The following is a 6,891-nucleotide window of genomic DNA, read 5'->3' as shown; positions in this document are numbered from 1 at the left end:
GGCCGTGGCCGCGTCGTCGAGCACGAGCAGCATCCGGCGGCCCGCCAGCCGTGAACGGAACAGCGCCGCCCGCTGACCGAGCCCGGCCGGTACGGCGTTCCCGGTGACGCCCAGCGCGTGCAGGAAGTCGGCGAGCACTTCGGCCGGTTCGCGCGGGGTCCCCGTGCCGGCCAGGTCGACGTACAGCTGGCCGTCCGGGTACCGCTCGGCGAGGCGGTGCGCGACGTGCATGGCGAGCGCCGTCTTGCCGGTGCCCGGCGCGCCGGTCAGCACCACCGGCGCCGGGCCGACGGCGGCCTCCAGGTCCCGGACGTATTCGTCGCGCCCGGTGAAGTCCGGCAGGTCCGCCGGGAGCTGCCGGACCGGCCGCGGATCCGGCGAAGGCGCCTGAAGTGGTTCGCCGGACAGGATCGCGGCCTGCAGCGCCCGCAGTTCCGGTCCCGGTTCGACGCCGAGTTCGGTGACCAGGCGCTCCCGCGCGGTCGAGTACGCCCGCAGCGCTTCGGCCCGGCGGCCCGCGCCGGTGAGCGCGAGCAGGTACTGCTGCCACAGGCGTTCCCGGTACGGGTGCTCGGCCAGCAGCACGGCGAGCTCCGCGATCGCCGGGTCGTGCCGGCCGAGCGACACCTGCAACGCCAGCCGTTCCTCGACCGCGGCCAGCCGGTTCTCGACGAGCCGCCCGAGTTCGGCGTCCCACGCCGGCGCGGTGGGCAGATCCTCGAGGGGATCGCCGCGCCAGAGCGCTTCGGCTTCGGCCAGCAGCGTCAACGCGACTTCCGGCGAGTCCGCGCGTTTCGCGTCGCCGACCAGCCGGGTGAACCGGTGCGCGTCGACGGCGTCGGGATCGACGGCCAGCGAGTAGCCCGGCCCGTGGGTGCGCAGGAGCGTGTCCGGCAGCAGGCGGCGCAGGCGCCAGACGTAGGTCTGCAGGTTGGCGGTGGCCGACGTGGGTGGTTCCCGCGGCCAGATGGTCTCGACGAGCTGGCCGGGCGGCACCGTCCGGTTCGCGTTGAGCAGCAGGTGCGCCAGCAGCACCCGCTGCTTCGCCCCGCCGAGCGGCAGCGGCCGCCCGCCGACCGTCACGGTCAGCGGTCCGAGCAGGTGGAACCGCACGTCTGGCGCCATCGAGCCGGACTCTAACGACGGGCCGCCGCGGCCGGGGGCGATTCGCTGACATCGCGGGCGCCGTTGTCACTCGGTTGGCAGCACGCTGCGCCGGACAGCTCACGACGAAAGTCGCGTCCTTGATCAACCGACTATCGGCGGGTTTCGGAGATTCACCCACAGCCGTGACGGTAGGTGTGTCCTTGACCACCCCGTCACCGCGAGGCCCCGGTCCGCGGCTGGAGGTTGATCGTAAAGTGCGTATCGCGCGAACCGGCGTAGTCGTCTCCGGTGTTTTCCTCTCGGCGTTCGTGGCCGCCGCGCCCGCCCTGGCCGCGCAGCCGGCCATCATCGACGGCGGCAACGCCGACTCGCTCCACTCCGCCGCCCGGATGTTCGCCGGCGGCCAGGAGATCTGCTCGGCGACGATCATCGCGCCGGACTGGATCCTCACCGCCCGCCACTGCACGCAGGGCGCGAACGGCCAGCCGATCAGCTTCCACGTCGGCGACCTCGACCAGACGAAGGGCACCACGGTCAACGCGACCTCGGTGCACGAGGCACCCGACTCGGACATCGCGCTGGTGCAGATCGACCAGCAGGTCCAGACCGACTACGCCCCGCTGGGCAGCGAAGGCGACGTCAAGGTGGGCGACCAGGCCGAGGTCTACGGCTGGGGCGCGACCTGCACCGACAAGCCCGAGATCGAGTGCCAGTCCCAGCTGCTCAAGGTGGCGAAGGTCAGCGTCACGTCGATCGACTGCCCGGACGGCGCGGCGGGCGTCTCGGTCTGCGCGAACCGCGGCGACGGCATCACGGCGGGCGGCGACTCCGGCGGCCCGATGTACGCGAACGGCAAGCAGGTCGGCGTGGCGTCGACCAGCGACCGCCAGTCCTACACCGCGTACATCAACATCACGAAGTACCGCGACTGGATCTCCCAGACCGCCGGCGTCTGAGCCGTTTCACCGAACCGCCCGCCGTGTCCCTTGTGGACGCGGCGGGCGGTCGCGTTTCCCCGGGGGTACCTTCCCCCGAGGGAGGTGGTGCGCGTGGCGGCGATCGGCGAGGCACTGGCCATGGCCGGGTCGATGACCTGGGAGATCCTGTGGGCGCTGATCCTCGGGTTCCTGCTGAGCGCCGTCGTCCAGGCGGTCGTGCGGAAGTCGACGATCGTGCGGCTGCTGGGCGACGACCGGCCGCGCACGCTCGCGGTGGCGTCGCTGCTCGGCGCGGCGTCGTCGTCCTGCTCCTACGCCGCGGTCGCGCTGGCGCGGTCGCTGTTCCGCCGGGGCGCGCACTTCACCGCCGCGATGGCGTTCGAGATCGGGTCGACGAACCTCGTCGTCGAGCTGGGGATCATCCTGGCGCTGCTGATGGGCTGGCAGTTCACCGCCGCGGAGTTCGTCGGCGGGCCGATCATGATCGTGCTGCTCGCACTGCTGTTCCGTGTGTTCGTCCGCGGGCGGTTGCTCGAAAAGGCCCGCGAACAGGCGGAAAAGGGCATCGCCGGGTCCATGGAGGGCCACGCCGCGATGGACATGTCCGTCCAGGGCCCGGGTTCGTTCCGCCGCAGGCTGTTCTCGGCGGACGGCTTCACCGCCGTGGCGCACGTGTTCGTCATGGAGTGGGCGGCGATCCTGCGTGACCTCGTGATCGGGCTGCTGATCGCCGGCGCGGTCGGCGCGTGGGTGCCGGAATCGTGGTGGCGGGCACTGTTCTTCACCGACCACCCCGTCGCTTCGGCGATCTGGGGGCCGATCATCGGGCCGGTCGTCGCGATCCTCGCCTTCGTCTGCTCGATCGGCAACGTGCCGCTGGCCGCGGTGCTGTGGAACGGCGGCATCAGCTTCGGCGGCGTGGTCTCCTTCATCTTCGCCGACCTGCTGATCCTGCCGATCCTGAACATCTACCGGAAGTACTACGGCGCGCGGATGACGCTGGTGCTGCTCGGCACGTTCTACGCGGCGATGGTCGGCGCGGGGTACGTCATCGAGCTGCTCTTCGGCGTCGCGGGCCTCATCCCGGCCGAGCGCTCGGCGACGATCATGCGGGAAGGCATCAACTGGAACTACACGACCTGGCTGAACATCGCGTTCCTGCTGCTCGCCGCGGCACTGACGACCCGCTTCTTCCGCACCGGCGGCGCCGGGATGCTCCGGATGATGGGCGGCGCCCCCGAGCACTGAGGTTGCCGGGCCGACGAGAGTGAGTGTACGGTCACTCACATGACGAAACGCGGTGCCACGCTCTCCACCTCCGACGCCCGGCGAGACGTCGTCGTCGACGCCGCCATCGCCGAGTTCGCCCGGGGCGGGTACCACGGGACGCCGATCAGCGCCGTGGCCGAGCGGGCCGACATCTCCCCCGCGTACGTCTTCAAGTTGTTCCCCGGCAAGGTTTCCCTGTTCGTCGCCGCGCTCGACCGGTGCTACGAACTCGTCACGCACGCGCTGTCCAACGGGGCCGCCCGGGCCGGCGGCGAAGACCCCGACCAGCTCCTGTACGAGATGGGCGGCGCCTACGCCGAACTGATCGCCGACCGGAACCTGCTCATGCTGCAGGTGCACGCCCAGTCGGCCGCCGACACGCCGGAGATCGCCGACGCCGTGCGGCGCGGGCTGGCGAAGGTGACCGAGTTCGCGCGGTCGCGCTCCGGCGCCGGGGACGAGCAGGTGCAGCGGTTCATCGCCTACGGCCAGCTCTGCCACCTGATCACCACCCTCGACCTGGACGAGCACGCCGGCGATTGGGCCGCCGTCCTCTCCACCGGCATCCGCCACCCCGGCAAAAACTGACCCCGACCAGCAAGTCCTTTTTCACGCCCGTCGAGTGATTGACCGATCACTCACACTTGGAAGGAACCCCTGATGACCGTCACCGAAATCGTCCTCCCCGGCCTCGTCGAACCGGCCGGCCTCCGCGTCGAGCACCGCGAACTGCCGCCCCTCGCCCCCGGGGAAGCCTTGCTCCGCGTCGAGGCGAGCGGCGTCTCCTTCGCCGAACAGCAGATGCGGCGCGGCAAGTACTTCGACCAGCCGCCGTTCCCGTTCGTCCCCGGCTACGACGTCGTCGGCACGGTCCTGGACGCCGAGGATCCGGCGCTGGTCGGCCGCCGCGTGGCCGCCCTGACCAAGATCGGCGGCTGGCGCAGCCACCTCGCCGTCGCCGCCGCCGACCTGGTGCCGGTGCCCGACGGGCTGGACGCGGCCGAAGCGGAAACGTTCGTGGTCAACGGCATCACGGCGTGGCAGATGCTGCACCGGCACGCGAAGGTGCGGCCCGGCGGCACGATCCTGGTCCACGGCGCGAGCGGCGGCGTCGGCTCCACGCTCGTGCAGCTCGCCCGCGCGGCCGGGATCACCGTGATCGGCACCGCTTCGGCCCGCAACCTCGACGTCGTGACCGCGCTCGGCGCCACCGCGCTCGACTACCGCGGCGACGTCCCCGCCCGGGTGCGCGAACTGGCACCCGGCGGCGTCGACGCCGTCTTCGACCACGTCGGCGGCTCCGGCATCGTCGACTCGTTCCGCCTGCTCGCCCCCGGCGGCGCGCTGATCGCGTACGGCAGCGCGGCCACGAAGGACACCCCGGGCAACTCGCGGCTGCCGGTGCTCAAGCTCTTCGCGCGGCTGCTGTGGTGGAACGCCATGCCGAACCGGCGCCGGGCGCACTTCTACAACGTCTGGGGCGGCAAGCGGAACCTCGCCCGGTTCCGCGCGCACCTCACCGAAGACCTCACGGCCGTCTTCGACCTGGCGGCGAAGGGACAGCTCAAGGCGCAGGTGGCCGCGCGGATCCCCCTGAGCGAAGCCGGGAAAGCCTTGGCACTGGCCGAATCCGGCACGGTCACCGGCAAGGTCGTGCTCATCCCCTGACGCCGCGCGGCTCGTGAGTGTTTGGTCGGGTTAGAACCCGACCAAACACTCACGAGGTCAGTCCGTGCCGAACTCCATTGCCGCGCTGTCGAGCAGCTCGACGTCGTCGGTCTTGCCGCGCGAGGCGATCACCTCGGCGCCGCCCTCCGGCATCGCGCCGATCAGGCCGGTCGACGCGGCCTGGGCGGCGCCGATCAGCTTCGGGTTCTTGCCGCCGACCATGCCGAGGCTCGCGTACTGCTCCAGCTTCGCCCGCGAGTCGGCGATGTCGAGGTTGCGCATGGTGAGCTGGCCGATCCGGTCCACCGGGCCGAACGCCGAGTCCTCGGTGCGCTCCATCGACAGCTTGTCCGGGTGGTAGCTGAACGCCGGGCCGGTGGTGTCGAGGATCGAGTAGTCTTCGCCGCGCCGCAGCCGCAGCGTCACCTCGCCGGTGATCGCGGTGCCGACCCAGCGCTGCAGCGACTCGCGCAGCATCATCGCCTGCGGGTCCAGCCACCGGCCTTCGTACATCAGGCGGCCGAGCCGGCGGCCCTCGTTGTGGTAGCTGGCGAGGGTGTCCTCGTTGTGGATGGCGTTGACGAGCCGCTCGTACGCGGCGTGCAGCAGTGCCATGCCCGGCGCCTCGTAGATGCCGCGGCTCTTCGCCTCGATGATCCGGTTCTCGATCTGGTCGGACATGCCCAGGCCGTGGCGGCCGCCGATGGCGTTGGCCTCCAGCACCAGGTCGACGGCGGAGGCGAACTCCTTGCCGTTGATCGTCACCGGACGGCCGTGTTCGAAGCCGATCGTGACGTCTTCGGTCGGGATCTCGACCGCGGGGTCCCAGAACGCCACGCCCATGATCGGCTTGACGATCTCGATGCCGGTGTCGAGGTGCTCCAGCGACTTCGCCTCGTGCGTGGCGCCCCAGATGTTGGCGTCGGTGGAGTAGGCCTTTTCGGTGCTGTCCCGGTAGGGCAGGTCGTGCGCGGCCAGCCACTCCGACATCTCCTTGCGGCCGCCGAGCTCGGTGACGAAGTCGGCGTCGAGCCACGGCTTGTAGATCCGCAGGGAGGGGTTGGCGAGCAGGCCGTAGCGGTAGAACCGCTCGATGTCGTTGCCCTTGTAGGTGGAGCCGTCGCCCCAGATCTGGACGTCGTCCTCGAGCATGGCGCGCACCAGCAGCGTGCCGGTGACGGCGCGGCCGAGCGGCGTGGTGTTGAAGTAGCTGCGGCCGCCGGTGCGGATGTGGAACGCGCCGCAGGTCAGCGCCGCGAGCCCCTCTTCGACGAGGGCTTCCCGGCAGTCGACCAGCCGCGCGATCTCGGCACCGTACTGGCCGGCCCGCCCGGGCACGGAGTCGATGTCGGGCTCGTCGTACTGCCCGATGTCGGCGGTGTAGGTGCAGGGCACCGCGCCCTTGTCGCGCATCCACGCGACCGCTACGGAAGTGTCGAGGCCACCGGAGAAGGCGATACCGACACGCTCGCCGACGGGCAGGGAAGTGAGCACCTTGGACATGCGAATGATTATGCACGGCTATGCATCACCGTGCAATCCGGGGTGCCTGGTGTCACTGATATCGCGTTGACGTGGGTGGTTCGCTGGACGCATGGCCCGGATGCACGCCGACGAGCACGCGATCGACACCGCGCTGGTCCGGCGGCTTGTCGACGGCCAGTTCCCCCGGTGGGCCGGCCTGCCCCTCACGCCCTTGGCGTCCGGCGGCACGGTCAACGCCGTCTACCGCCTGGGCGCTTCACTGACCGTCCGGCTGCCGCTCACCGCGGGCGGCGCCGACGACATCGCGAAGGAACGCCGAGCCCTCGGCACCCTCGGCGAGCTGCCGGTGGCGGTCCCGGCCGTCGTCGCGGTCGGCGGGCCGGCCGAGGGCTACCCGTGGCCGTGGGCGGTGCACGGCTGGCTC

Annotated in this window: 7 protein-coding genes; 5 read left to right on the top strand and 2 right to left on the bottom strand. The window is 71.1% G+C overall.

All coding sequences use genetic code 11. From position 1 onward, the window contains the following. Positions 1–1,125, bottom strand: a 1,125-nt coding sequence (locus G3I65_RS13125) for an AfsR/SARP family transcriptional regulator (RefSeq protein ID WP_166640040.1), incomplete at its 3' end; no start/stop codon positions are given. A gap of 236 nt (positions 1,126–1,361) precedes the next feature. Between G3I65_RS13125 and G3I65_RS13120 the strand changes: the two genes are divergently transcribed. The 4 genes from G3I65_RS13120 (at position 1,362) to G3I65_RS13105 (ending at position 4,982) form a co-directional block, all read left to right on the top strand. After that, entirely contained in the window at positions 1,362–2,063 is a 702-nt protein-coding gene (locus G3I65_RS13120; protein WP_160696357.1) for a trypsin-like serine protease, read from the top strand. Positions 2,064–2,156: 93 nt separating this feature from the next. Beyond that, entirely contained in the window at positions 2,157–3,293 is a 1,137-nt protein-coding gene (locus G3I65_RS13115; protein ID WP_160696356.1) for a permease, read from the top strand. Between the two features lie 39 nt (positions 3,294–3,332). After that, entirely contained in the window at positions 3,333–3,902 is a 570-nt protein-coding gene (locus G3I65_RS13110) for a TetR/AcrR family transcriptional regulator (protein WP_160696355.1), read from the top strand. A 72-nt stretch (positions 3,903–3,974) separates the two neighbouring features. Next, entirely contained in the window at positions 3,975–4,982 is a 1,008-nt protein-coding gene (locus G3I65_RS13105; RefSeq protein WP_160696354.1) for a medium chain dehydrogenase/reductase family protein, read from the top strand. Between the two features lie 57 nt (positions 4,983–5,039). Here the strand turns inward: G3I65_RS13105 and argG are convergent, their stop codons facing one another. Next, positions 5,040–6,485, bottom strand: coding sequence for an argininosuccinate synthase (argG, locus tag G3I65_RS13100; RefSeq protein WP_160696353.1), 1,446 nt, complete (start codon positions 6,483–6,485; stop codon positions 5,040–5,042). 91 nt (positions 6,486–6,576) lie between these two features. Here argG and G3I65_RS13095 point away from each other — a divergent pair. Continuing rightward, positions 6,577–6,891, top strand: a 315-nt coding sequence (locus G3I65_RS13095; protein ID WP_160696352.1) for a phosphotransferase, incomplete at its 3' end; no start/stop codon positions are given.

This window comes from Amycolatopsis sp. SID8362 (assembly GCF_010550475.1).
Classification (GTDB): Bacteria; Actinomycetota; Actinomycetes; order Mycobacteriales; family Pseudonocardiaceae; genus Amycolatopsis; species Amycolatopsis eburnea.
Note: the sequence above shows the minus strand (reverse complement) of the source record. Positions and strands in the feature narration are given on the sequence as shown.

Bases quoted from the DNA above. Each gene is read 5' to 3' on its own strand.
- G3I65_RS13110 (WP_160696355.1), top strand. From the start codon at position 3,333: ATGACGAAACGCGGTGCCACGCTCTCCACCTCCGACGCCCGGCGAGAC.
- G3I65_RS13105 (WP_160696354.1), top strand. From the start codon at position 3,975: ATGACCGTCACCGAAATCGTCCTCCCCGGCCTCGTCGAACCGGCCGGC.
- argG (WP_160696353.1), bottom strand. From the start codon at position 6,485: ATGTCCAAGGTGCTCACTTCCCTGCCCGTCGGCGAGCGTGTCGGTATC.